The organism is Zhenpiania hominis, from assembly GCF_014333425.1.
Taxonomy (GTDB): domain Bacteria; phylum Bacillota; class Clostridia; order Peptostreptococcales; family Anaerovoracaceae; genus Hominibacterium; species Hominibacterium hominis.
In genome coordinates this window covers 81921-105611 of the sequence record NZ_JACRYT010000001.1, presented here as the reverse complement: position 1 = coordinate 105611, position 23691 = coordinate 81921, and the positions used below count along the sequence as shown (strand labels likewise).

Sequence of the window (23691 nt, the reverse complement as noted above, 5' to 3'; positions counted from 1 at the left end):
TCCGTTTCTTTACGAATTCAAAACGCGTTCCATTTCATTCCAGGTTTCCTGTTCATCAAATTTTTCATTGATTCCCTGCATTAGGAACTTTTGTATTCCTTCATTCTTAGAAATCGCGTAATCCAGCTTTGGGTTTGTCCCCGCTTTATATGCGCCAATGGAAATCAGATCTTCATTCTGCTCATAGAGGCTGAGGACATCCCGTAGTTTGGAAGCCAGTTTCTTCCGCTCTGGTGTTACAATATCTGTCATCAGACGGGAAATACTAGCGTTGATGTCGATTGCCGGAAAATGGTTGGCGTTGGCAAGTTTCCGACTCAGAACAATATGTCCGTCAAGAATACCTCTTACAGTATCCGCAATGGGCTCATTGGTGTCGTCGCCTTCTACAAGCACGGTATATACTCCTGTTATAGATCCTGTCTCAAAATTCCCACTCCGCTCCAAGAGCTTTGGAAATTCCGCGTAAATAGATGGCGTATAACCTCTGGCTACAGGAGGCTCACCTGTAGCCAGACCAATTTCCCTCTGGGCCATAGCAAACCGGGTAAGAGAATCCATCATCAGCAAGACATCCTTCCCCTGATCTTTAAAGTACTCCGCAATAGTCGTGGCCACCAGAGGACACTTCATACGAAGCATAGCCGGCTGATCCGAAGTGGCAACAACCAGAATTGAGCGTTTCATACCTTCTGGCCCCAGATCTTTCTCCACGAATTCTCGCACTTCTCTGCCGCGCTCTCCAACGAGGGCAATCACATTGATATCTGTCTTTACATTACGGGCAATCATTCCCATGAGTGTGCTTTTCCCTACACCGCTTCCCGCAAAAATCCCAATTCTCTGACCCTTTCCTATCGTATTCAGTCCATCGATCGCCTTAATGCCAAAGGAGAGCCGCTCACGAATAGGAGGCCGCTGCATGGGATTGATTTTCGGATTTTCTACGTAATAATACCGGGCGGACGAAAACTCTCCTTTGTCATCCATCGGATGTCCGAGGGCATCGATGATACGTCCCCTCAAAAATTCGCCTACCGGTATTTTTAATTGCTTTTTTGTATTACGTACAAAGCTGTTTGTCCCTATGCCCTTCATATTTTCATAGGCCATCAGCTGTACTTTGTCTTCTTTAAATCCAACAACTTCCGCCTGAATCTGTTTTTTTTGTTCTTCACTGTAAATTAATACAATATCCCCGATGTTAGCCCCTCCCCCTGAGGCCTCCATGGACATCCCTACAACATTATCAATTCTGCCGATATAGTTTATCGTTTCTGACTGTAAAATTAATCCTGGTATGGATTTCAACATCACATTCCCTCCTTGCATGTTTTCTACAGTCTTGCATTATTCAAGATCTCACGGATATTTTCAAGCTGCGTACCTGCACTGATATCAATAATCTCCTGTGGAAGTTCAATAATGCAGGCTCCGGGTTCCACATCTTCCATCACGATAATCTTTACATTATCAGAAAGTTTTTCCAGTTCTTTCAGGAGCTGCATATCTCCCTGAACATCAAGTTCTTCGTTTGTCTTGGCTACATAAATCTTTGCCCACGCAGTCTTCTTCAGTTTTTCCGTTGCGGCAAGGATCATCCTTTTTACAACCTCACTACTAGACTTCAGACTTGTCTGCACAATCTTCTCGCCAATGACCAGTGAAATATTTTTCAAATCGTCCAGATATTCTTCCAACACCTGTTCCTTCTTGCGGCTCATTTCTTCTACATACTGGCCGATTTTTTCTTCCAGCTGGCGTATTTCCGTTCGCAACATTTCCTGGTGTTCTTCATACGCCTGTTTTTTTCCATCCTTTTCACCCGCTTTCAATCCTTCCTGATATCCTTGATCGAATGCGTCTTTTTTGATGGTCTCGGCTTCCAGCCTGGCCCGTTCCAGCAGAGCTTCCGCCTTTTTCACTGCGTTCTCCAACAGAATTTCACCATGAAGTCTCTGTGGTGCTCTCTTTTCCTGTATTGGCTCAAGCTCTGTTTCTGACAGCAACGGCGCTTCCATCTCCAGTTCCGGCAGAATACAATCAGAAGCAAGCGCCTTTTTCTGAGCATCTTCTGCCCTCAATATCCTATACAACGATATCATCCTTTCCGCCCTTGCTGATGATCAGTTCACCGGCTTCATCCAGCCTGCGAATCAAATTTACGATCCGTTGCTGCGCTTCTTCTACATCACGCAAGCGCACATTGACGGTAACTTCCAGATCGGACTGGATCGTTTCCGCCATACGGGTAGACATATTCTGATAAAATAACGATGACATTTCGGGACTTGCATTTTTGAGAGCATATACAATATCCTTCATATCGCACTCGCGGATAAAACGTTGGATAGAGCGATCGTCCATGCCAAGGATATCCTCGAATACAAACATTTTTTTGCGGATGGTTTCCGCAAGTTCCGGATTGATCTTTCCCATCTCGTCGAAAATAAATTTTTCATTGCTTCTATCCATATGGTTCATTACATCCGCAATGTAATCCACACCCCCGATGGTCGTGTAATCCGTTGTAAGGATATTATCAAACTTCTTGCGGAGCTGACTTTCTACTAGTTTTATAGCTTCCGGAGAAGCACTCTCCATCTGAGCAACCGCCTCTACAACTTTAATTCGTTTATCTTCCGGAAGTTCTCGAATTACGGCCGCTGACAAATCCGAATCCGCATAGGAAAGAACCAGAGCAATCGTCTGAGGCCGTTCATACTGTAAAACAGCATAGAGGTTCTTACTGTCCGTTTTCTGGATAAATTCAAAGGAACGATTTTTCAGATACTTCGTTACTTTTCCTAAGAGTTCATTAGCAGTTGCCTCGCCATAAGCTTTTTCCAACACAGTACGGGCATATTCCATCCCACCGTCTGTAACGACTTTCTGTGTAAGACAGGTTTTATAAAAATCATCCAACACCTCTTCGGTCTGTTCAGCCTCCACATGGCCCAGCTTTGCCACTTCTACAGTCAGCTTCTCAACATCTTCAGAGGTCAAGTACTTGTATAGTTTGGACGCCTTTTCCGCACCTAGCGCAATGACAAGTGTCGCGGCTTTCTGTGCCGGAGTGAGACTTTGTTTAGGCGTTGCTCTTGCCGCCATCGGAATCACCTCCTCCGTTCAGCCATGTACGTATCATCTGTGCGGAGATTTCCGGATTCTGTTCGGAGAATTCACGCACCGTTTCTCGCAGTTCCCTGGTTTTCTCACCCTTTAGATTCAAAAGTTCCGGATTTTCTACTGGCTCCTCTTCCGGCATCACTGGTACAAGATCTTCTTCATCCAGCAAATCTTCTTCCGCTTTTCTCCGTCTTCTCCGGACAATCAGGAGCAACGCCACTGCGATCGCCAGAAGTAATGCTGCCGCAATAGCAATATACAGAAGATTATCTTCTATAAAGCTGGCTGCGTTCTGTTCTCGGTTGATTTGTCCTTCCGTATAGAACGGAGCAGCTACGATCGTAATTTTTTCGTCCTGATCCGCCTGAGCGATTCCAGTCGCATTGGCGATCAGCGAACGAGCTTCCGCTTCTGTCAGACTTCCGAGTGTGGTTCCATTAATCGTAACTGCCACGCTCAGATCCTCCAAGGAACCCGGATCCAATTCTCCCTGTTCTTTGATCTGATTTACCAGATAATCTCTGGTGGCGGTCTCACTGGTGTAGCTTCCGTCCCCTCCATTCGTAATGGTCGTATACTCGGACACATCAGCATTGGTTTCCGATCCTGCTACACCACCGGTTCCAGTTCCGCCGTTGCTCTCCTCTCTGGATGTTGTTTCGTTGGATATGATTCCAGTTTTATCTCTTTCATTGATTTTTTCCGGTGTTTCATAAGTGGTAGACTCCCGCAGTACACGCTCCATATTCACGGTTCCTTTCGCGGAAACACGAATATTCTCCGCACCGTAAATCGGGCCTAGTACATTGGCTACTTTCTTTGTAATCTGATTTTCAATAATCTGAGCGATTTCTTCTCCGGTATCTCCGGAAGTTTTGGTTCCTTCTCCATCTTCTACAGATACTTCTATTCCATTTCCATCAAATACTGCTACATTTTCCAGTGCCATATCCGGCACACTTTTTGCCACCAGGCGTTGAATCGCCGCAGCCTGCTCCTCAGTTGGTGAACCACCGTCTTCCATAGTTACTACAACCGATGCACTGGCATCTTTACTCTTTTTATCTTCCTCCGATTCCAGCGCATATCGCTGTTCTTCTTCAAGAGCAATGGTTACCTTTGCATCTTTAACGCCATCAAAGAGACCAATTGTAGCTCCAATACGATCCTGCAGTTCATACAATTTATAGGTCTGTTTTTCCGTGTCGGTTGTCATGCCTCCTGCGTTTTGAGTAAAAATATCATAGGTAAATCCACTTTTGGGATATCCCTCATATACCAAATCCGCTCTGGTCTGATCCGCCACACTTTCCTCTACCATGATGGTGCCGTCGCCTTCATACTGATAATCGACTCCCGAGTCCTGCAGATGTCCCACAATCTGAGTTGCTTCCTCTTCTGAAACATCAGAAAAGAGAACCACATATTCTTTGTGGTTCAAAATAACTGCGGTAATAATTGCACCAGCAATCACAATCACTGCAATTACTGCAATCAGTATCTTTGTCTTTTTGCTGAGTTTGCCCAAAAACTCTCCGAATTTTCCGCCGCCAATCCCATTCAGCTTTGCTTTTATATTATCTAAATTCATATTACCCGTTTTCCCATTCCGCCTGTCATGGCTGCTTTATAGGCTGATCCGCATTAATTCATTGTAAGCGTCCAATGCCTTGTTTCTCATCTGAACCAGCAGATCAACTGCCATCTGCGCTTCAGACGCGGCAATTGTAACAGTATGGGCATCATCTAACTGTCCTGTTGCCAGAAGATATTCTTGCTGTTCCAGCGTTTCTTCCGTCTCTGTTACATTATTGACCATATTGGTAAAAATGTCTTTAAAGATTCCTCGATTTTCCGTATCGGTACTGCCAACTGTCTGGGTAGAATCTGTCTGAAAAAGGGATTCCGGTATCTGAATCGGTGTAATAAATCCTGTTTCCATCCCTATCTCCTCCTGTATATTTTCAAAGATGTTAAGTTCCTTTATTCATGGATTCTCTCTGAAACCAGATCTGTCTAAAGTTTATGCTCACTGGCCTTTGATTGCCGTTCGGAGTCTTGTAATATCACTGTTCACCGAATGAAGCAAATACTGGTACTGTAATGTGGTTCGTGTCAGTTCCATCAGTTCTACATCCGAATCCACATTATTTCCATCAAGACGTGATGTTTCATTCTGTGTATTGTGAACCTGCCAGGAAGAAGTTTCGATAGCCTGCTGAACCTGCTCTCTATCCCCGGTTTCCGCTGCTGCTTTTAAGCGGTTTCGAAACGTCTCCTCAAACGTTACATATTTTGTTTTATATCCGGGTGTATCTACATTTGCGATGTTATTTGTGACAACCTGCTGTTTTGCCCACAAAAAATCCAATGACCGCTCGGCCATGGATATCGCATTTCCAAAGAACTGGTTCATAAACTACCCACTCCTTTCTTTCTACTGAATTCGACATTTCTTTCCCTGCTAATTGTACCCCCCCCCCCCATTCATTTTTGTCAAGACTTTCATTGTCATTTCTAACATTTTACATACATTTTACATACATTTTACATACTTCTTGTTTTACGCAATTTTTACAACATTACGGGATTTGAACCATCATCATCTTTTATAAAAGAAAAAAGATATAATAATTAGAGCCGCCTTTTCCAGTTTCCTTAAAATTTTTTCTACTTTTTTTAACAAATTCCTTATTTTATTTTCACGCGGACCGAAATATACAAAAGTAATATTTTTTGAAAAACTTTAATAGTAAGGACGGTGTAGAACATTGATCAAGAATATGTCAATTAAAGCCAGGCTAACATTTACATGCATTATCATCGCAGTCGTAGCTATGCTTTCCGGAGTGGTGGGAATTGTAATTTCCCAGCAGCTCCATTCGGATTATTCCACAGCCATAGAAAATCTAGGTACTTCCCAAGATGACATTGGAAAGACATCTGCAGCTTTATCAAAGGCAGACAACGCTATGAGTTTCGCTATCGCTTCCACAAATACCGATGAAATCCGTGACGCGGTCTCGTCTTTTGATGAAGCAGTCGACGATGTCAGCAAGTATTCCGCATCATTCGAGGGGACTCTTCAGTCCCGTAAAGAACAAAACGCCTATGCCGACTTTCAGAGCGCGTTTGAAGAGTATAAGGATACAGCCTCCTCTTATGTAAATCAGGGTTCAAATGCGGACACGGACAGCGCTCAAAAAAGTTCTATTCTGGTAAAAGCGCTGCAAGACACGGAGTCTCTTTCCCAAGATGCGCAGGCGAGTCTTACCAGTATTTTAGATGAAAAAGCCTCTTCAGCCTTAGCATTGCAGAGCTCCGCAGAGACTACATTTCGAGCCGGACTGATCATTGCGATTCTATTGATGGTGATTGCGTGTGTGATTGTTGTAATCTCTACCATCTCACAAAAGAAAACGATTGTGGAACCTCTGGACGCCTGCACTGCGCGTCTGAAAAAACTGTCCCAAGGAGACTTGAGAACGCCTGTTCCGGAATATGATTCACAAAATGAAATTGGAGAGATTGTCAGAAGCACTCAAATCATTGTAGACGCTCTTCAGAAAATTATTAATGATGAAATTCAACTTCTGAGCCAGATGAGCGAAGGCGACTTCACAGTCAAATCAACATGCAAAGAGCTATATATTGCAGACTTCGCACCACTTTTGGACGCAATTCGAGCTATTTGCTACAGACTGAATGATCTGCTTCTTCAGATTGATGAAGCTTCTTCACAGGTGGACGCCGGAGCGGATCAGGTTTCCAGCGGAGCGCAAGCTTTGTCGCAGGGGGCAACAGAACAGGCAAGCTCAGTAGAAGAGTTGGCTGCCACAATTAACGATATCTCTCATCATGTTACAGAAAACGCTCAGAATGCCGGGCATGTACAGGAGTTGGCTAACCAAGTTGGAAGTGAATTGACTGAAAGCAACCGCCATATGGACGAAATGACCGAAGCCATGGCCGAAATCGGAAACGCCTCCAATGAAATTGGTAAAATTATTAAGACCATTGAAGATATTGCTTTCCAAACTAACATTCTCGCATTGAATGCCGCTGTAGAAGCCGCTCGGGCAGGCTCTGCAGGAAAGGGATTCGCAGTTGTCGCAGATGAAGTCCGCAATCTGGCGGGCAAAAGCCAAGATGCCGCACAGAATACAACATCCTTAATTGAAAATGCTATCGCCGCAGTCAAAAAGGGAACAGGCATCGCTGATGTTACGGCTCAGGCGATGGCAAATGTTGTTACTAGCAGCGAAGAAGTCGTAAATCTGATTAATTCAATTTCTGACGCCTCCAAAGAACAGGCGGAATCCATCACGCAGGTGACACAAGGCGTGGATCAGATTTCCAGTGTAGTGCAGACCAACTCCGCTACAGCACAGGAAAGCGCCGCCGCAAGTGAAGAATTGTCCGGTCAGGCTCATCTGCTGAAAGAACTGATTTCAGCATTCAAATTCCGTGGAAGAGATGAATATAGCACAGGTACCTCTGCACCTGCACATGCTGCAAGTTCAGCCTCTGATTTAGAACTTTCCTCTTCCGATTATTCGCTGGATATGGGTCTTTCTGATGAAAAATACTAAATAGTTCAGTTGATTGATAAAAACGGCAGTATCTGGTTTAAATCCAAATACTGCCGTTTTCCTTCTCTGATGTACTATCATCCATTAGCATGGATGCCATTTTTAATTCCATCTCTCCCCTCATAATATTGAGAAGCGATAGAAATAATTCGGTATTAATGGAAAAATAAGAATCATCGCCTGTCCTCGTCTGAATCGCCTCAGCTCCTCCATTCTGTACAGCCCCAGCAGGCAATACCGTTTCACTTACATTTTTTCCCGTTGAAATTGTATTCCCCGCGTATTCCATTACACGCTTTACATAGTTTTGCGTCTCTTCAAAAGGCGGAATTCCACCATACTTGTCCACATTGCCGCTCCCTGCGTTGTAAGCTGCAAGCGCTAGTTCCACATTTCCGTTGTACTTGTCAAGAAGCTGCGAAATATACTTTGCGCCTCCCATAATATTCTGCCTTGCGTCATAGGAATTTGAAACTCCTAACGATTTTGCAGTAGCAGGCATCAATTGCATGACTCCAACCGCACCTGCCGAAGAAACGGCCGACGCATTGAAGCCGGATTCTGCCTTCCCAATTGCCTTGAGTAGGTTCACATCCACATTATACTTCTGTGACGCTTCTTCAAAAATGCGATCCATCGAATCCCCTGCAGATATTCCCGATACGGAAGAACCCTGCTCTTTCTGTTGCGCCGCCTGTATCACACTTCTGAATTCTCCAGAAACTCCTGCTTTTCCTAGCGCGGTTGTCCCTAATCGATTTATTTGATTTATCGAAGACAGCGCAGATGCCATCCACGCTATATTATAACCGTTTGCTATGTTATAACTCATCTTTTGTTCCCCTCTTCGTAATTATGTCCTCTTTTATCAAATCATACTCCGTTTTTTCTGTCAACCTTTTTCTTCTAAGAGCTCTTAATTTCTCTCCAGAATTGCCGAAATATAGTATACCGACAATTCAGGTATATTCATCAGTAAGGAGGACTTTATGAAATTTCACCATTGCAGAAAAGCTAACATTTATAGTACAGATAAGGTGCTGCTTTGTGAAGCCGTTGTTTCGGATCTCAACGATAACACTGCAACGCTGACAATGGAAAACGCGATTGGAAATATACTCCGTACAGAAGCGCTGGTTACCTTTTTGGATAGCCAACGTGGACTTATTACCTGTTTCTGCCGCCTCTCCGACTACCAAGAATCTTTTAAAGAAGATGGCACTGTTATCTGCACGGTCCGCTGTGAAATCAGTAAAGAAACCGAAACGCTGGAACGCCGCAACGATCTAAAAGTCTCTGTGGATATTACGGTACGGGCCCATTTTCAGGATCTGAAGTCAACACAGAAAACAACAAATATCCGAATTCTCGATCTCAGTGCTGGCGGACTGTTCTGTATCAGTAAGCAATACTGGGCACCTGGTCAAATTTTTATTTTCCCTTTTTGGGCGGACAATTTTTCTCTTACTGCGGAAATCTTGCGCCAACAAGCTCCCAATACTTATAACCCGACACTGACGGAAGAAGGTCTGTACGGGTATGGATGCCGTTTTATAGATTTATCTCCTGCCTGTGAATCTGCTCTGCGGGCTTATATCTTCAAGCTGGATCTTCTGCGCAATCGATACCAAAAATAGGCGCAACACCGGTTTCTGTGTTTATTGCTATTTGGACTCGTCCGCTTCCCTTTGTGTTGGTACGGAGCTTTTTTCCAGATTCTTTTTTTGATCCGCGAATTTCAGAAAATAGATATAGATATCTACAATCGCCTTATACAACTCTTCTGGAATTTCACTTCCCAGTTCCAGTTGAGTCAAAAGGGTTGCCAGAGAGTTATCCTCATAAACTGGAACTCCGTTTTCTCTGGCTGTTTCCACAATTTTTTCTGCCATATACCCCATTCCAGAAGCAACAATTACTGGCGCCCCTGCTTTTTCATCATCATAGGACAGAGCTACTGCTTTTTTATTTAGAGTGTCGTTAAACTGTGACATTGACTGAATTCTTCCTTTCATAAAGATGTGGAAACGCTTCGGATAATGGAATGGATCCTCCCTCCGTTCCCAGAATCATTTCTTCTGGCTGCATCCCATTTTGGGTTAAAATTTGCTCCAGCACATTCCGGAGCTCCCGCTCTCGTACGGGAAGTTCTTGAGGATAATTAAGCTGCATACGGACCTTTCCGCTCTCAACACCATAAAGGAAAAACAGATCAAAGAATCCAACATCTTGAATGTCAAACTTAATCAGTCCCCGTATCATTCGCTCCTCCCCTGTCCCGTCTTCCTTTTGTCTGCGCTCATCCGGATCGATCCAGAGTTCAGAAAAAATCAAATTTCCGTCAAGATCCAAGGGTAGGGTAAGATGCAGTACCGGCATATAAACACTTTCGTTCAACAGAAATGCCTGCAGCAATTCTCGGAACACGGCCTTGTTTTCAATGCCCGCTTCCCCTTGAAGCCCCCTTTTTATCAATTCGGCCAGCTTATCCATTGCGGTGTTGTGTGCCGATGCCTGTTCAAATGCCGTATTAGAAAGGATTTGCAGCAATTTAGCAGGATCTAGACCTTGAAAGAAATTTGAAAATTCGGGAAATTCCAAAAGTTTAAGGAACGCTTCCTGCACCCTCATAACATCCCCATTTTCATAGCGTGCTGTCAGAGCAGCCAACAAAGCAGTATTATCTCGCAGTCCTCCCCGATCGTGCATCGCGGTAATGTATTCATTTAGAAAGGGGAGAATCTCGTTTTTCAAAACAGCAGCATTATCCTTTACATTGCCATTCTGGGCAGCATGATAATTCAGAGTTTCCGCCATCTGCTCTACTTGCTGCCGCGGACCCGCAAACATTCTTTGCTGGATCTGCTGCATTACCTGCCGTATATTTTCCAAAAGATGGTTGCCTTCCGCCATATCTGTATATCTCTTCAAAAAATCGAGAATTCCGGTTCGCAGTTCTACAGAAGATGTTTGCTGCATGAGCTGCCGCAGTACATTGAACAGCGTTCCAGAAAAACGCACCGATGACTCTCCCTGTACTTTCAGAAAAGCGGACAGTTCTTCCGGAGACATACGGATCATAGACAGAAACTTTGAAATTTCCTGCGCAAAGTCTTTTTTCAATCCAGACTGAGCCAGTACGCCCAGCTTTGCAAGAAACTCCACAGAAAAGCTCTCAGTCATAGAAGCGCTTTTCTGCATCTGCTGAATAAAATTGTCAAAATTTGTCTCATATCGAAATTTAAGCTGCGCTTCGGTCTGTTGGGAGGCCGAATCGCTTCTTGCATCCGGCTTTACAACTTTATCAGGAATCACCTGCCCTTGAATATTATTGTTCTGCGGGAGATTCGACTGATTTATTTTTACGCCTCCGGTGTTATCATATCCCGATACCGGAGTCGTGATTTTTAAAATATTTGACATTTTTTTCTCCTGCTGTTGTTATCTTTTCTTTTGCTTCTGCCGATAAATACTTAGTGGTATATAGCCATAAATTTACGTATAAAGGCGGTGCTTGACTGATGGATAATGGAACAGACAGCTTACTTGAGACTTATCTCTTTGAAACGAATACACTTTTGGAACAACTAGAGGAACTCCTGATTAATGCTGAACAAAACGGCGACTTCACGGAGGACGACGTTAATGAGATTTTCCGCAGCATGCATACGATCAAAGGTTCTTCGGCTATGCTGGAGTTTGATTCCTTAATGGAAATCGCACACCATATTGAAGATCTGTTTTTTTATATCCGTGAGAACGGTATGGATGCGCTCAGTCCAGATCAGAAGAGCGAATTGTTTAATCTGATGTTCTCATCTACAGACAAGCTTCGCGAAGAAGTTGAGAAGGTCGAAAATAACGAGCCACTCGATACTAATATCGACAGCTTCATTGAAAATATAAATAGTTTTCTGAACAAAATTAGCAGTAATCCAGAAGAGCTTACACAATCCGAAGAGGGGTCTTCAGGCGCAGACACCTATGGAGAACCAATAGAGAGGTTAGATGATCCATATCAGATTCAGGTTTTCTTTGATGAAGGGTGTGGAATGGAGAATCTGCGGGCATTTATGATTGTTACTGCCTTGCAAGAAACAAATCTTATCTTTACCTTCTATCCCGCAGATGTTGAAACCAACAGCGAAACTGCGGAATTTATTGCCGAAAATGGTTTTTTTCTCGGTTTTCAAAGCGAAGAGGATGCCCAAAGCGGGACTTCCTTTGTTTCAGAAACTGGCAGTGTCCGATCTTATGAAATTCTACACAGAGAGGATCAATCGGAAACACTGCAGCGCACGGTGCGAGAAAACACATCTTCCCCAGAAGCTCCGACAGTGCCGCAAGAAACAGCAGCACCTGTAGCAAAAGAGGAAAAGAGCAAAGGAAATACGTCAACACACTCTCATACTTCTTCCAAGCAGAGTCTGATTAGTGTTAATCTTTCTAAACTGGATCAGCTTATGGCAATTGTTGGAGAAATCGTCATTACCGAATCCATGGTGACGTCTTCTCCGGAACTTCAGAATTTGAAGCTGGACAGCTTTTTAAAGTCTGCGCGCCAGTTACGCAAGCTAACCGATGATCTGCAAGATATCGCTATGTCGCTGCGTATGGTATCGGTATCCAATGTGTTCCAGAAAATGCATCGAATCGTCCGAGATATGTCAAAAACACTGGGGAAAGATGTAAAACTCACGATTATTGGGGAAAACACCGAGGTTGATAAAACAATTGTAGACAGTATCGGCGATCCGATTATGCATATCGTCCGCAACGCCATGGATCATGGAATTGAAAAAACGAAAGAAGAGCGAATTCAGGCCGGTAAACCTCCTCAGGGTGAAATTATTTTGGAAGCCAGACATACTGGAAGCGAAGTCATTATTTCGATTACAGATGACGGACAGGGCGTGGATCCAGATGTAATCCTCACCAAAGCCGCTAATAATGGTATTCTTACAAAACCCGCGGAAGAGTACTCAAAAAAGGAAATTCTTTCACTGCTCATGATGCCAGGATTTTCCACCAATCGGGAGGTTACAGAATATTCTGGACGTGGTGTCGGAATGGATGTTGTAAAAAAGAATGTAGAGAATATCGGCGGAGTTGTTTCTATTGCAAGCGAGAAGGGTCAGGGAAGTTGCTTTACATTGAAGATTCCTCTCACCTTGGCCATTGTTGATGGAATGGAAATCTCAGCGGGAGGCTCCATTTTTACCATACCGATTGCTAATATCCGTCAGTCTTTCAAAGCACAGGAATCATCAGTAATTCTGGATGCCGCTGGCCATGAAATGATTCGCTGCATGGATGATTTTTATCCAATCATCCGACTTCATGAACTGTATGGAATGGAAACAGCCTGCACCAGTATTGAAGACGGTATCTTAATCTGGGTGGAGGCCAGCGACAAATCATACTGTATGTTTGTGGATGATCTTCTTGGCGAACAACAGGTTGTGGTAAAACCGCTTCCAAGTTATCTCAACAATTTTAACATCAAAAATTCAGGAATCAGCGGATGTACGATTCTTGGAAACGGCGATATCAGTATCATTTTAGATGTAGCAAATGTTTATTATGCTGCGCAGAGCATGTTTTAAAACAGGATGGGAGGTAATACGATGACGGAAACAGTATCAAACGAAAAAAATTCGCAAACTACTAAAAATATTCAGGCTGAAGAGGAATCCACTTCCACTCCTGCCATGACCCGTTTTCTGACTTTTGTCTCGGATGGTCTCACTTTCGGGGTGAATACGGATCAGGTTATTGAAATTATCAATGATCATTCGATCCGCCCGCTTCCAATGGTGCCTGATTATGTACGCGGAATTATCAATCTGCGAGGACAGATCCTTCCAATCATTGATATGCGTCTTAGAATGGGAAAACCTTTTTTGGAGTACACAGCAAAGACCTGTATTATTATTCTGGAAATTGAGTCAAATATTGTGGGGATTGCTGTAGATTCAGTGGCTCAGGTTCTTGATATTGATCTCAGCAAAACCTCGCCCATCCCGATTGAAAACCGGCAAGAGTTGACGAATTCTATGATTTCTATCGGCGATGGCAAAGTCGTTCTGCTTCTTGAATGTGAAGCAGTTATTAATACAGCGTTATAGGAGTTTTCATATGCTCAGCATTTCAACAGAGGACTTTAACCGCCTCGTTTCATTTATGAAATCCAATTATGGCATTGATCTTTCAAAAAAGCGGCAGCTCATTACCGGTCGTTTGTCCGGTACGGTTGTTTCCATGGGGTTTACTTCATTCCGCCAGTATGTGGACTGTATCCTCTCAAAGAAAAACCCACAGGATATTGAGATACTCATTAATAAGCTGACTACAAATTATACTTATTTTATGAGGGAAGAAACGCATTTTGAATTTTTTCAGCATACCATTCTGCCATGGTTGAAAAAGACAAAGAAGAATCACGTCCTGAGTATCTGGAGCGCTGGTTGTTCCAGCGGACAGGAACCCTACACGATTTCCATGATTTTAAAAGAATATTTTGGCACTCAGGCTTCTTCATGGGATACCCGTGTTCTGGCAACAGACATCTCACAAAATGTCCTTCGTACCGCTCAGAATGCCCTATACGAAGAAGAATCCCTGTCCAAACTCCCCAAGGGTTGGAAGAACCGATATTTCCGTAAGACAAAAGAATCGGGAATTTACACGGTGGCTCCGGAGATAAAGTCTAATGTAATCTTCCGGACATTCAATCTGATGGATCCTATCCGCTTTCGTCTGAAATTTGATGTGATTTTCTGCAGGAATGTGATGATCTATTTTGATCAGCCAACAAAAGATGCTCTTGTAGAACGTTTTTTTCAGGCCACGAGCCCCGGAGGTTACCTTCTCATCGGACATTCGGAGAGCTTGAATAAGGCGGTGACACCCTATCAATATATCATGCCGGCAACCTATCGCCGACATCTATAAAAATCCTGTTCATTAGGGAAAGGAAATAGTTATTATGCTCGTTGAATCTAAAATAAAAGTTCTGATCGTGGATGATTCTCTTGTGTTCGATCGATTTCTTTCCGAAAACTTGCCAAAAGTACAGTCTCGAATTGAAGTCGTTGGATACGCGGTAAATGCCTTTGACGCAATGCGGAAGATTCCGAAACTGAAACCAGATGTGCTGACACTCGATGTAGAGATGCCGCAGTTAAACGGAATTGATTTTCTGAAACAACTTCTGCCAAAATATCCGCTTCCTGTAATTCTTGTATCTTCTTTGAATGTCAGTGTCTTTGATGCCCTTGCTTACGGTGCCGTTGATTTTGTAAGAAAGCCTGATATGAGTGGTGATAACCCGTCTTCGGTATTTATTCAGAATCTTGCCAGCAAAATTCTGATTGCATCCCACGCCAAAGTGACAAAGCCTTCTGCTTCTTCGCCAGCCCTTGCTTCTCGTACTCAGATGGCCGCCTCACAGTCTTCTGCTTCCAGCAGTGGCGTTTCGTCTGCTAAGATTTTAAAATTGAAGCCTAGCTCTTCGTTCCGACTTAATCGTACGATTATCGCCATTGGAGCCTCCACTGGCGGTACTGAAGCCACGCTCCAGATTCTCCGGCAGCTTCCGGCGGATATACCTGGTATCGTAATTACGCAGCACATGCCCAAAGGTTTTACAAAGATGTACGCGGAACGTCTGAACCGACTCTGCCAAATGAATGTCAAAGAAGCTGAAGATGGAGATCTGATCCGCCGTGGCCATGCCTTTATCGCTCCAGGGGGAGATCTTCAAATGAAGATTGTTCCCAGCGGCAGTGATTATCGAATCCGTTGCTATGCTGGTGAAAAGGTAAGCGGACACCGGCCTTCTGTTGATGTTCTCTTTCAGTCAGTTGCAAATACCGCAAAACAGAATGCGGTTGGGATCATTCTTACGGGGATGGGACATGATGGAGCCGATGGTCTTCTCAAAATGAAAAAGGCCGGAGCCTATACGATTGGACAGGATAAAGCGTCCTGTGTTGTTTATGGAATGCCAATGGCTGCCTATGATATCGGCGGAGTCTGCATTCAGGCCGCCTGTTCGGCAATTCCTGATGTTCTGATCCAGTACCTGAACCGTCTATAGTTTTCACTGAAAAAAGAAAAAATATTGATGAAACGATATTTCTTACATTATAAAAAGAGATCTGCGCCGCTATCGGCCGATCTCTTTATTTGTGCTGGAATGTACAGACAGTATTTTGCATCGCCGCCCTATCTCACTGCTATATAAAATAATCCATCATGAGCCCTACTGCATAATAATTGTTATGCAAGTAGGAAATATCCTTGTTAATCAAAGAACTGGAATTCATATTCATGCCGCCTACTGCTTTATTAAAAGCTATATCGGCAATTCCACCTGTACCGGAAATCAGATCCCGCACGAGAGAAGAATTTTTTTCTATGTTTTCCTTTAATACTGTTTTATCAAAACTCAAGGTAGCGTCTTCATTTACTGTAATTCCCAGCATTTCCAAGGATTTCTCCGCTCCAAGCCCTCTCACAAGATTCTGAAGCTGACGATGGATTCCAGTGCCTCTGTCATAGTTATCATGAAGGACTGTCAGCACATCGTTGTAACACTCTGTCAGATTTTCAACTGCCGACGAAATCCGTTCTGTATCCAATCCAGTTTGAATTTTAGTTTCACCTTCCGTCTTCAGTTCCACGGAAATACGGCTTCCATCCAGCGTAATACGGTTATCAGAAGATGTATAGTTCTTCGTTATACCGTCTGCGGTCACAGAATATCTGGCATTGACCGCATCTGTCTGTACATGATCCATTCCTGCCGCTGCACCCAAATCGCCGTCTACTTTAAATCGGTTTGCTGTCCCTGTATCAAGCCCTTCCAATTTTAACGCAACTTCTCCATCATACCGAACCATCGTCGCTCGAATGCCAACGGAACTGCAATTAATCTGTCGCGCAGCTTCCCGAAGCATCTGCCCGTTTGTCAAACTTACTCCATCTTCGCCAACCGCATTGACTTGCACATGAACAGAGTCTCTCCCTCTACTGATAGTGAAATCCATATTCCCTGTAGCAGGATCTGAAACTTTCACTACATTACTGATGTTTTGTTGTGACTGAGCAAGTTGCGACACACTCAGATTAAAATCATTCGGCTTTCGTATTGTCAGATTTTCTGAAACTGTAGCCACATCCAAATCGGAACTGCTGACAAACAAGTCGTTCATTGCTCCTGATGCATTTGTGCCTTTCAGTTCCGATGCCGCCTTCATCAAAGAAGACATACTGGAGCTATATTCCTTTATGAAATCATAGCTGTCTTTCAGCGGCGTATCTGTCGGTGAGATCTGCGGTACTGCCGCCTGAATCTTGGGGTTGCCGGACAGTGCCTGTGTTAATCGAATATTGTTCATGGCAGCCTGATAACTATAATAGCTCATACTTCGTGTGCCATATGAATGAATTCCGTTTAACCACATGTCTTTTTCCTCCTTTCTCTACTTACATAGTTCTATCAAGTTTTTTAGAAATATATGAATCATATTCCACGAGGTCCTTATTTTTCAATAGTTGCTGAAATGCTTGTGCTGCCATTGGTCTATAGTAATAAAATCCCTGAGCATAACAGCAATTAATCTTTCTCAAAAAATCCACCTGTTCTTTCGTTTCCACACCTTCAACTAAGACTGGCATATGTAACCGCTTAGCCATATAAACCACACATTCCAGAATATCTCGACCTTTATCTTTGTTATTTGACGCTTCTGTCAAAAATCGCATATCCAGCTTTAATGCATCCGCATTTATATCTTTCAACGTACTGAGAGATGAATAGCCTCTCCCAAAGTCATCCAATAGAATCGTAAAACCGTAATTTCTTAGTCTGTCCACAATCTGATTCAGATAACCGGTGTCATCCGCATAGGCTGACTCCATAATCTCCAAATCAATCCATGCTGGAGAAATATCATATTTTTCTATTAGAAAAATCAGACGGTCGTAAAGGCCACTGTCACACAGATGAATTCGAGATAAATTTACAGAAATGGGAACCGGCACATTCCCGCCATTTACCCAGTCTCTAAGAAATTTACAGCATTCCTCCCATATGTAATTGTCCAGCTTTAAAATAAAATGATTTTCTTCAAAGAGCGGAATAAATTTCCCTGGGAGAATCAGTCCCTTTTCCGGATGCTGCCACCGCACCAGAGCTTCTGCCCCGACAATTTTGGAAGTAGCCAAATTGCATTGGGGCTGTAGATAGAGTTTAAATTCTCTATTTTCCAATGCAAGCTCCATATCATTGATCAATTCCTGCTCCAAAAGAAGTTCATCCCGCATAGAATCATGGTAAATGGCATAATCATCCAGGTAATTTCCCCTTATTGATTTCAACGCAATCAGAGCCCGATCACACATGGTGCTGACCGGAATTGAAGTATCTTTAATATAATAAAATCCCAAGTCCGCAATCACTTCCATCTGAAGTGGATATCCATGAAGCTGCGCCATAATTTCTCTTGAAATCTCTTCACATCTTTCCTCGCCATCCGGATAGCACCCTGCAAAAATATCCGATGCAAAACGCCCGGCAATACCGCCAATCTGCATAGAAAGTATTTTTAGACGTTCACCCACAAAACGAAGCAACCTGTCGCCTTCCTCTGTTCCATAAAGATCATTAATCACCTTAAAATGTTCAATATCCAAACATAAAAGCCAATATCGAGTCTGTGCATTATTTTTCAACAATTCTTCCACTTTGCTAAAAAAAGCTTCTTTGTTGTAAATACCTGTTAGTGAATCATATTCTCTTGCTGCGGTCAATTCCCCTTTTAAAATCAGATTCTCCACCCGTTTTTTTATAATTTGTTTCTTACATGCCTTGACGAGGATTTCGTCCGCTCCGTTTTCGATCGCCTTTGCCGCCAGATACGAATCGTACTGTTCCATCAGACTTAGCGCAGGTATCCTTAATTTTAAAACCTGCTCCCGTATCAGATTTACAGATAACTCTCCATCATCTTCCCAGTAAATATTTTCCATCAAAACAGCATTTAACCGTTTTCCTATTCCTTTTAAAACAGCTCTCGCTTCTTCTTGGCAAAAAGCCTGAAATACCGTGAATTCATCTTCCAATAAGAATTTTAACATATTATTTGTCTCTCTATTGTGATCTAAAATCATCAGCTTCTGTCTCATTTTAAATCTTTTGTACTACCCCTTTCTTTACTATTACCATTGCTATTACTAGATTTTGTAAACTTTTTTAAAAACTTTAGGTACAGTACTTGCATTTTCCTCTTTTTCAAGCTATATTAATAATAGTTCTTAACAAATACTAATTATTAAGGAGGAATCGTTATGAAATACACATTAACGAAAGACTTAGAAACCGGAAACGCACTGATCGATAATGAACATAGACAACTTTTCGATGCAGTAAATAAACTAATGGATGCCTGTTCCCAAGGAAAGGGACGCGATTTAATCGAAAAAACAGTTCGTTTTCTAAACGATTATGTGGCCAAACATTTTCGCGATGAGGAACAACTCCAGATACAAAGCAAATATCCTGGCTATTCTGCCCACAGACAGTTCCACGAGCAGTACAAACAGAAACTTACTCAGGTTGAAAACCAAATCATCAATACTGGAGCTACTATCGCAACCCTTGGAAAACTAAATGAAATCATCGGAGTTCTGATTACACATATCCGAATGGATGATAAGCGTATTGCCGATCATATCAAAGCTTCTTCGTGATTCTACAAAACCTGCTTTACAAGTATCCTTTCTATAAATATCGGCAGTTTTATGCTATATATAAACAATCCAAACTATTTTTTTGAGATTATATTTCTACTGCCGCTGTGAAAAAGAGTGCCCCAAAGCTGAAATTCATGGCTTTGAGGCACCCTCTATACGTATTATAACTCTACTGTACTTTTATTTTCTTCGCCTTGCTGTATCTGCCGTAATATTTCTTCCCATCAATTTTTTTATAGGCACGTACTTTCACATAATAATATTTTTTATTTTTAAGTTTTCGGATTTTCTTTACAGTTTTTGTTGTGACTATTGTTTTGAAGGCTCCTTTTTTCCCATATCTGTAGGAGATCTGATAGCCGGTCACACCGGCCTTTTTCTGACTGGCAATTCGCACCTGCATGGACTTTTTACCTTTTTTCAACTTTTGGATCGCGGCTTTTTGCGGAACAATGCGGAAAGAAATGCTTCTGCTTAGACCTGCACAATCGCCTTTTCCAGTAATTATGACGGTCGCTTTTCCGGTCTTCACATGATTCCGATAACCGACAGTATAATCGATATTTTTCACTAAGCCTTCCAGACCGGTTACTTCCGGTGTCCTGGCCTTTCCGGTGTAAGTATATGTTGTCGCGGAAAGCGACAGTTTCGCAGTACGGAATAACACTCTTTTTGCTTCTGCTCTTGTCTGCCTCTCCTTCAAGGTCTGCAGCGTTGTTTCCGCAGCAGTCAGTTTGCTGTAATTGGTAACCAGTTCCTTCTGCTCCCGGGTCAGTGCGTCATACAGATTCCGCGCCGCGCTGACAGCACTTTCACTGTTCAGCGTAATTGTGCCCAGCGCGTCAATGCGGGAAATCACGGCATCTGCCGCATTCTGATTTTCCTGATCCAAAAATTGATTTAAAACCTGCAGCTGTGTGTCGCTGTATGGCAGCGCACTGTCCTCCGCTTTCGACTGAATTGCCGCAATCATCTCTCCGATGGAAAGCGCAGTCGACTGATCCGTTATGTTCTTTTCGGATCCGACAAATCCAATGACGGATTTCGCAGTTCCGTCTATGTAGTAACAGTCTGACACGGTGTATAGACATTCCACCGTATCCCGGTTTGGGTAGCTTGACGGAAGGTTTCCAGTATACCCTAAAATAGCGCCGGTTTGCCCTTTCCCATGAACAATGGAACCCAAATTGTAGCACCCGGTGATATCCAGCTGTAGAAGGGTCGTGGACTGAATTCCCACGACCCCCGCGACACCGCCGTATCTGGAAGGATTGTTTTCATAATTGCAGGAAATTGTCCCATAATTATAACAGTTGGAAACCGTTTTGGTGCCAGAATCGATCATGCCGGCAATTCCACCGACGGAGTAAGGTCCTGTGACATTTCCCGCATTTACACAATTTTCCAGCTTGTAGACAGAGCTGGATACCGTTCCGATGATCCCACCCACATTCGTATATTTGCTGGCTTCCTGTTCAATGCTGCCCATATTCAGGCAGCTAGTCGCGCTGCCTGTTCCGACAATGCCTCCAATATGCGACAGTTTGCCGGATACATCCCCGTAATTGGCACATTCTTTCGCATTTCCATGTCCGACAATTCCGCCGGAGTTTCCGCCGCTCGCATAAACGTCTCCGTAATTTGTGCAGTTGATTATCTTTACCGCACTCCCTCCAGAAGCGGCAATTCCACCGGCAGTAAACTGGGAGTTTATCTCCGCCCGGTTTACACAATTTTCAATCGTCGTAACCTCGTCATCAGAAGAAGACGCGAGGGCGACAATCCCAGCTCCCACTGCCGTATATCCGGTGGAACGCGCCTGAATGCTACCATCGACGGTAACATTTTTAACAGTCGCGCCTTCCGCTGTACCAATCAGCGCCGCACACCGGTTGCTTTCCAAATCCATTGTCACGGTCTTGCCGTTTCCGTCAAAAGTTCCCGAATAATCCAGAAAATAGGATCCGCCAATGCAGTTGCTCGTCGTATTGGCAGATGGACGGGCCTCCGTGTAATACTGTCCTATCGGCTGGTAATCTGTCCCCGTCAGATCGATATCCGCAGTGAGCCTGCCATTGATATCCGTTTTGCCCGCAGCCCCTACCATCAGAGAAAAAGCTGTCAGTTCATCAGGCGTTCCGATCTCGTAAAAGCCGTCGCTCCCCAGATCTGGAAGAAAATCTCTGGCAATCACATCAACCTCAAAGGAATCTGATACTGTTTTGTCTCCCTCTGTATAGGAAATCGTTTCCGTCATTTTTCCATTCTTCACATCGCTCTGGGAATAAGAGAAACCTTCCTGGATCTCCCCGTTTTTGAACACCTGCACGCCCATTCTTTTGGTATACCCGGAAGCATCATTTCCGGTGGTCACATTGACACTCACGCCATAGGGAACATAGGTCTCACCTTCTATTACACCAATCTGCCGTGGACCACTGTAGACCTCAATGCTTTTGGCGGAAACCGGGTCATCCTCCGCCCGGACAATTTCCGGCGACAGCAGCAAGATGCAAAACAGCGCGCCAAGCAGTATCAGACACTGCAGTGCAATGTGTTTTTTGTTTTGTACGTTCATATCTATCGCTCCTTTTCGGTTCATTGGTTATTTTACGGTTACCTGTATCAGCCCAGCGCCCGTTTGCGGCAACTGCGTAAACATTACAAGTTCCCGCTTTTTTTGCCGTAATTTTTCCGTTCTTGTTTACAACTGCCACTGTACTGTCGCTGGTTTTATATCTTACCCTTTTTACATGAGACGGACTCAATAATGATTTCGAAGCAGCTGTCTTTTTAATCTTAACAGTTGCTTTTTTTGTTTTTCCTGTTTTCAGTGTTATTTTTTTAGAGACTGCGGTAATTTTCTTAGGATTGGTTGCCCTCGCGCTACTCTTATTCGCAATATAGTGCCCAATATAACTTGTTGCTATTACTTTTTTCTTCCCGTTCACAACCGCATAGGCTGCTACTTTGAATTTATAGTTCTTACCTTTTTTCAGATTACGAACAACACACTTCCGCGTTTTATTATTTTTGATCGTTTTTACTCTTTTTAACTTGCAGACTTTGCCGCTGTGGTTGCATCTGGCATTGTAAATATAATAACCAGATGCACCTTTCACTTTTGTCCAGGTGATTGTATTTGAAGTTTTTGTACGATATACCGATTTAGCCATAAGCACTGGTGCTTGATTTAACGGCTCCGTTCCTTCTAAAATCTCTTTTTTCTCGACTGTAATAATGGCTCGTCCGTTCACCTCGTTTTCACCACCAGCAGTAGCTGTTATTACAGCTGTCCCCGGAGAAATGGCAGTTACAGTGCCGTTTTCGTCTACGGAGGCAATACTGCTGTTTGAAGATGTCCAGCTTACTTCCTTATTTGTGGCATTCTGTGGAGCTACCACAACGGACAAAGTCACAGTTTTACCTACTGTTAGCGTTTTCCCGGAAGGCGTTACTGTAACAGACGTAACTGGTACATTGACAGATTTTGTTTTAAATTCAAATACTACGGTTTTCGTACTTGCGTTTGCCGCAGAAGATCCGACCCCGCTCTCGATTCCTGATTCAAAAACAATCTTATATGTTTTCCCTGCTTCCAGTGTTCCGGCGGGAACCTTAAGATTCATATCCACTCCCCGTGTAATCCCTTTTCCCGAGTTACTTACACCTGTGGCATAGCCACCTTTTTTAATATTATTGTAAACAATATACCATTCTCCCGGTCCAAAACGAATCGCACTTGCAGAATTTTCAGCTATCACAGCCTGCACATATTCTTCAGTTAAAGCCTTACTTGTATCAATTAGATCTGTTCCGGAAACAAGCTTGTTTCCGCTCTCATCCTGTACGGAAACTTTATCCAGAATGGCTTTCAGATTGGCTTCTCCATCTCCTGAAGTATTGATATTCTGCCAGCCGCTTCCGGAAATATTAATACCAAAAGGAATATCCGCTTCACTGTCCTGCCCTTCCAAGATTCTGTTATAGTCCACCGCTGTATTGGATTTATCGGTTTCGATTGTAAAATTATATCCATAATTATTTTACCTCCGCCCCTTGATGTTGTCAAAACAACTTTTTGCAAGGTACAGATTCGAAGGAATGAATATCAGGAATATCGAATCTATCATGAAATTGAACAAACGCAGATCCGCGAATTAGATTAGGCACTAAAATAACATTAGTTCTGTTATCCACAATAAAAAAA

The 23691-nt window shown here is 43.3% G+C and carries 20 protein-coding genes; 7 read left to right on the top strand and 13 right to left on the bottom strand.

Annotation, left to right across the window (positions count from 1 at the left end; translation table 11 throughout):
* Positions 1 to 9: 9 nt before the first annotated feature.
* The 6 genes from fliI to flgB all read right to left on the bottom strand — a co-directional run bounded on the left by fliI (position 10) and on the right by flgB (position 5545).
* Positions 10 to 1314 carry a flagellar protein export ATPase FliI gene (fliI, locus tag H9L42_RS00485; RefSeq protein WP_187301507.1) on the bottom strand — a complete coding sequence of 435 codons (1305 nt, stop codon included), beginning with the start codon at positions 1312 to 1314 and terminating at the stop codon, positions 10 to 12.
* Between the two features lie 23 nt (positions 1315 to 1337).
* A complete protein-coding gene (locus H9L42_RS00480) occupies positions 1338 to 2096 on the bottom strand; it encodes a FliH/SctL family protein (RefSeq protein ID WP_346726249.1) in 759 nt (252 codons plus the stop codon).
* Entirely contained in the window at positions 2089 to 3111 is a 1023-nt protein-coding gene (gene fliG, locus H9L42_RS00475; protein WP_187301505.1) for a flagellar motor switch protein FliG, read from the bottom strand. The genes H9L42_RS00480 and fliG overlap by 8 nt, the downstream gene beginning before the upstream one ends.
* Entirely contained in the window at positions 3089 to 4720 is a 1632-nt protein-coding gene (gene fliF / locus H9L42_RS00470) for a flagellar basal-body MS-ring/collar protein FliF (RefSeq protein WP_187301504.1), read from the bottom strand. Before fliF ends, fliG begins: the two co-directional genes overlap by 23 nt.
* Positions 4721 to 4756: 36 nt before the next feature.
* Positions 4757 to 5071, bottom strand: a complete 315-nt coding sequence (fliE, locus tag H9L42_RS00465) for a flagellar hook-basal body complex protein FliE (RefSeq protein ID WP_187301503.1) — start codon at positions 5069 to 5071, stop codon at positions 4757 to 4759.
* Positions 5072 to 5158: 87 nt separating this feature from the next.
* Positions 5159 to 5545 (bottom strand): flagellar basal body rod protein FlgB, encoded by a 387-nt coding sequence (gene flgB, locus H9L42_RS00460; protein ID WP_187301502.1) that lies wholly within the window; start codon positions 5543 to 5545, stop codon positions 5159 to 5161.
* A 355-nt stretch (positions 5546 to 5900) separates the two neighbouring features.
* On the opposite strand from flgB, the gene H9L42_RS00455 reads away from it, so the two are divergent.
* Entirely contained in the window at positions 5901 to 7721 is a 1821-nt protein-coding gene (locus H9L42_RS00455) for a methyl-accepting chemotaxis protein (RefSeq protein WP_187301501.1), read from the top strand.
* Between the two features lie 37 nt (positions 7722 to 7758).
* Here the strand turns inward: H9L42_RS00455 and H9L42_RS00450 are convergent, their stop codons facing one another.
* A complete protein-coding gene (locus H9L42_RS00450) occupies positions 7759 to 8553 on the bottom strand; it encodes a lytic transglycosylase domain-containing protein (protein WP_243235583.1) in 795 nt (264 codons plus the stop codon).
* Positions 8554 to 8710: 157 nt separating this feature from the next.
* Between H9L42_RS00450 and H9L42_RS00445 the strand changes: the two genes are divergently transcribed.
* Positions 8711 to 9358 (top strand): PilZ domain-containing protein, encoded by a 648-nt coding sequence (locus tag H9L42_RS00445; RefSeq protein WP_187301500.1) that lies wholly within the window; start codon positions 8711 to 8713, stop codon positions 9356 to 9358.
* A 27-nt stretch (positions 9359 to 9385) separates the two neighbouring features.
* Here the strand turns inward: H9L42_RS00445 and H9L42_RS00440 are convergent, their stop codons facing one another.
* Positions 9386 to 9715 (bottom strand): EscU/YscU/HrcU family type III secretion system export apparatus switch protein, encoded by a 330-nt coding sequence (locus H9L42_RS00440; RefSeq protein ID WP_187301499.1) that lies wholly within the window; start codon positions 9713 to 9715, stop codon positions 9386 to 9388.
* Positions 9702 to 11144: a hypothetical protein gene (locus H9L42_RS00435; RefSeq protein WP_187301498.1), complete on the bottom strand. Its 1443-nt coding sequence runs from the start codon at positions 11142 to 11144 to the stop codon at positions 9702 to 9704. The genes H9L42_RS00440 and H9L42_RS00435 overlap by 14 nt, the downstream gene beginning before the upstream one ends.
* 98 nt (positions 11145 to 11242) lie before the next feature.
* Here H9L42_RS00435 and H9L42_RS00430 point away from each other — a divergent pair, with 98 nt between their 5' ends.
* From H9L42_RS00430 to H9L42_RS00415, 4 genes are read left to right on the top strand one after another with little or no spacing between them, the layout of a single operon-like run.
* On the top strand, positions 11243 to 13327 hold the full coding sequence (locus H9L42_RS00430; protein ID WP_187301497.1) for a chemotaxis protein CheA: 2085 nt from the start codon (positions 11243 to 11245) through the stop codon (positions 13325 to 13327).
* Between the two features lie 21 nt (positions 13328 to 13348).
* Positions 13349 to 13849: a chemotaxis protein CheW gene (locus tag H9L42_RS00425; protein ID WP_187301496.1), complete on the top strand. Its 501-nt coding sequence runs from the start codon at positions 13349 to 13351 to the stop codon at positions 13847 to 13849.
* 10 nt (positions 13850 to 13859) lie between these two features.
* On the top strand, positions 13860 to 14675 hold the full coding sequence (locus tag H9L42_RS00420; RefSeq protein ID WP_187301495.1) for a CheR family methyltransferase: 816 nt from the start codon (positions 13860 to 13862) through the stop codon (positions 14673 to 14675).
* A 34-nt stretch (positions 14676 to 14709) separates the two neighbouring features.
* A complete protein-coding gene (locus H9L42_RS00415) occupies positions 14710 to 15822 on the top strand; it encodes a protein-glutamate methylesterase/protein-glutamine glutaminase (protein WP_187301494.1) in 1113 nt (370 codons plus the stop codon).
* Between the two features lie 139 nt (positions 15823 to 15961).
* Here the strand turns inward: H9L42_RS00415 and H9L42_RS00410 are convergent, their stop codons facing one another.
* Together H9L42_RS00410 and H9L42_RS00405 are read right to left on the bottom strand one after the other, a co-directional pair.
* Positions 15962 to 17191: a flagellar filament capping protein FliD gene (locus tag H9L42_RS00410; RefSeq protein WP_187301493.1), complete on the bottom strand. Its 1230-nt coding sequence runs from the start codon at positions 17189 to 17191 to the stop codon at positions 15962 to 15964.
* Positions 17192 to 17213: 22 nt separating this feature from the next.
* A complete protein-coding gene (locus H9L42_RS00405; RefSeq protein ID WP_187301492.1) occupies positions 17214 to 18866 on the bottom strand; it encodes a putative bifunctional diguanylate cyclase/phosphodiesterase in 1653 nt (550 codons plus the stop codon).
* Between the two features lie 210 nt (positions 18867 to 19076).
* Here H9L42_RS00405 and H9L42_RS00400 point away from each other — a divergent pair, with 210 nt between their 5' ends.
* A complete protein-coding gene (locus H9L42_RS00400) occupies positions 19077 to 19478 on the top strand; it encodes a bacteriohemerythrin (RefSeq protein ID WP_187301491.1) in 402 nt (133 codons plus the stop codon).
* A gap of 172 nt (positions 19479 to 19650) precedes the next feature.
* Here H9L42_RS00400 and H9L42_RS00395 read toward each other — a convergent pair whose 3' ends face one another.
* Positions 19651 to 22059 carry a hypothetical protein gene (locus tag H9L42_RS00395; RefSeq protein WP_187301490.1) on the bottom strand — a complete coding sequence of 803 codons (2409 nt, stop codon included), beginning with the start codon at positions 22057 to 22059 and terminating at the stop codon, positions 19651 to 19653.
* Positions 21953 to 23458 (bottom strand): Ig-like domain-containing protein, encoded by a 1506-nt coding sequence (locus tag H9L42_RS00390; protein WP_187301489.1) that lies wholly within the window; start codon positions 23456 to 23458, stop codon positions 21953 to 21955. The genes H9L42_RS00395 and H9L42_RS00390 overlap by 107 nt, the downstream gene beginning before the upstream one ends.
* Between the last annotated feature and the right edge of the window lie 233 nt (positions 23459 to 23691).

Bases quoted from the DNA above. Each gene is read 5' to 3' on its own strand.
- fliI (WP_187301507.1), bottom strand. From the start codon at position 1,314: ATGTTGAAATCCATACCAGGATTAATTTTACAGTCAGAAACGATAAAC.
- fliG (WP_187301505.1), bottom strand. From the start codon at position 3,111: ATGGCGGCAAGAGCAACGCCTAAACAAAGTCTCACTCCGGCACAGAAA.
- fliF (WP_187301504.1), bottom strand. From the start codon at position 4,720: ATGAATTTAGATAATATAAAAGCAAAGCTGAATGGGATTGGCGGCGGA.
- fliE (WP_187301503.1), bottom strand. From the start codon at position 5,071: ATGGAAACAGGATTTATTACACCGATTCAGATACCGGAATCCCTTTTT.
- flgB (WP_187301502.1), bottom strand. From the start codon at position 5,545: ATGAACCAGTTCTTTGGAAATGCGATATCCATGGCCGAGCGGTCATTG.
- H9L42_RS00450 (WP_243235583.1), bottom strand. From the start codon at position 8,553: ATGAGTTATAACATAGCAAACGGTTATAATATAGCGTGGATGGCATCT.
- H9L42_RS00445 (WP_187301500.1), top strand. From the start codon at position 8,711: ATGAAATTTCACCATTGCAGAAAAGCTAACATTTATAGTACAGATAAG.
- H9L42_RS00440 (WP_187301499.1), bottom strand. From the start codon at position 9,715: ATGTCACAGTTTAACGACACTCTAAATAAAAAAGCAGTAGCTCTGTCC.
- H9L42_RS00435 (WP_187301498.1), bottom strand. From the start codon at position 11,144: ATGTCAAATATTTTAAAAATCACGACTCCGGTATCGGGATATGATAAC.
- H9L42_RS00430 (WP_187301497.1), top strand. From the start codon at position 11,243: ATGGATAATGGAACAGACAGCTTACTTGAGACTTATCTCTTTGAAACG.
- H9L42_RS00425 (WP_187301496.1), top strand. From the start codon at position 13,349: ATGACGGAAACAGTATCAAACGAAAAAAATTCGCAAACTACTAAAAAT.
- H9L42_RS00420 (WP_187301495.1), top strand. From the start codon at position 13,860: ATGCTCAGCATTTCAACAGAGGACTTTAACCGCCTCGTTTCATTTATG.
- H9L42_RS00415 (WP_187301494.1), top strand. From the start codon at position 14,710: ATGCTCGTTGAATCTAAAATAAAAGTTCTGATCGTGGATGATTCTCTT.
- H9L42_RS00410 (WP_187301493.1), bottom strand. From the start codon at position 17,191: ATGTGGTTAAACGGAATTCATTCATATGGCACACGAAGTATGAGCTAT.
- H9L42_RS00405 (WP_187301492.1), bottom strand. From the start codon at position 18,866: ATGTTAAAATTCTTATTGGAAGATGAATTCACGGTATTTCAGGCTTTT.
- H9L42_RS00400 (WP_187301491.1), top strand. From the start codon at position 19,077: ATGAAATACACATTAACGAAAGACTTAGAAACCGGAAACGCACTGATC.
- H9L42_RS00395 (WP_187301490.1), bottom strand. From the start codon at position 22,059: ATGAACGTACAAAACAAAAAACACATTGCACTGCAGTGTCTGATACTG.